Below are 1412 nucleotides of genomic sequence, written 5' to 3'. Positions count from 1 at the left end.
ATACCTTTCTGTTTGACACAGCCACACGCCGTTGCGTCGGCGTGTCGCTGTCCGATACTCACCACAAATCAAATCCCGTCCTAATCCTCCAAGGCCGCCAGGAGGATCGGGGTGGTCTGCTCGATCTGCCAGGGGCGGGCGCCGTAGCCGTGCAGGACCTCCGCGACGGACTCGGCGGTCACCTCGGCCGGGGGCTCCCAGCACAGCCGGCGCACCGTGTCCGGGGCGATCAGGTTCTCCTGCGGCAGATTCAGCTGCTCGGCCAGGCCGGTCACCGCCGTACGGGCCGCCGAGAGGCGGGCCGCCGCGGCCGGGTCCTTGTCGGCCCAGGCGCGCGGGGGCGGCGGGCCGGCCACCGGCTGGCCCGGCTGGGGGAGTTCCGACTCAGGCAGGGCCCGCGCGCGGTCCACCGCGGACTGCCACTGCTCCAGCTGGCGGCGGCCCATACGGTGGCCGAAGCCGCCCAGCGCGCCCAGGGCGCGCGCGGTCGTCGGCAGGGCGAGCGCGGCCTCGACGATGGCCGCGTCGCCCAGCACCTTGCCCGGTGAGACGTCGCGGCGCTGCGCGATCTTGTCCCGGGCCGTCCACAGCTCGCGCACCACGGCCATCTGCCGGCGCCGCCGGACCTTGTGCATGCCCGACGTACGCCGCCAGGGGTCCTTACGGGGCGGGGCGGGCGGGGCCGCGGCGATGGCGGCGAACTCCTGGTGGGCCCAGTCCAGCTTGCCCTGCCGCGTCAGCTCCTCCTCCAGCGCGTCGCGCAGGTCCACCAGCAGCTCGACGTCGAGCGCGGCGTAGTGCAGCCACGGGTCGGGCAGCGGGCGGGTGGACCAGTCGACGGCGGAGTGGCCCTTCTCCAGGGCGTACCCGAGGATGTTCTCCACCATGGCGCCGAGGCCCACCCGGGCGAACCCGGCCAGCCGGCCCGCCAGTTCGGTGTCGAAGAGGCGGCCGGGGAGCATGCCTATGTCACGCAGACACGGCAGGTCCTGGGTGGCGGCGTGCAGCACCCATTCGGCGTCGGCGATGGCATCGCCCAGGCCGGACAGGTCGGGGCAGCCGACAGGGTCGATCAGGGCGGTCCCCGCGCCGGCGCGGCGCAGCTGGACGAGATAGGCCCGCTGGCCGTAGCGGTAGCCGGAGGCGCGCTCGGCGTCCACGGCCACCGGGCCGTGGCCCTCGGCGAAGGCGGTGATGACCTCGGCGAGCGCGTCCGGGTCGGCGGTGACGGGCGGAATGCCCTCACGTGGCTCCAGCAAGGGAACCGGCGCCGAGGGGACGTCGTCCGGGGGAGCGCCCCCGGTGGTTCGCAGTGTCGTCTCTGCTGCGGTCTCTTGGGCGTCGGTCACCTGTCAAGGGTAGCTGTGTACAGCGGGTACGCAGGGCGCCCGCCGACGGAACGTTCCGTCGGC

1 protein-coding gene is annotated in these 1412 nt (G+C 73.9%); it reads right to left on the bottom strand.

The genetic code is table 11. The annotated features are described in order from the left end of the window. Window positions 1-80 precede the first annotated feature (80 nt). A complete protein-coding gene (locus tag ACWDSL_RS53410) occupies window positions 81-1349 on the bottom strand; it encodes an HRDC domain-containing protein (protein ID WP_450497013.1) in 1269 nt (422 codons plus the stop codon). Window positions 1350-1412: the final 63 nt, after the last annotated feature.

The organism is Streptomyces sp. NPDC000941 (assembly GCF_053599555.1).
Note: the sequence above shows the minus strand (reverse complement) of the source record. Positions and strands in the feature narration are given on the sequence as shown.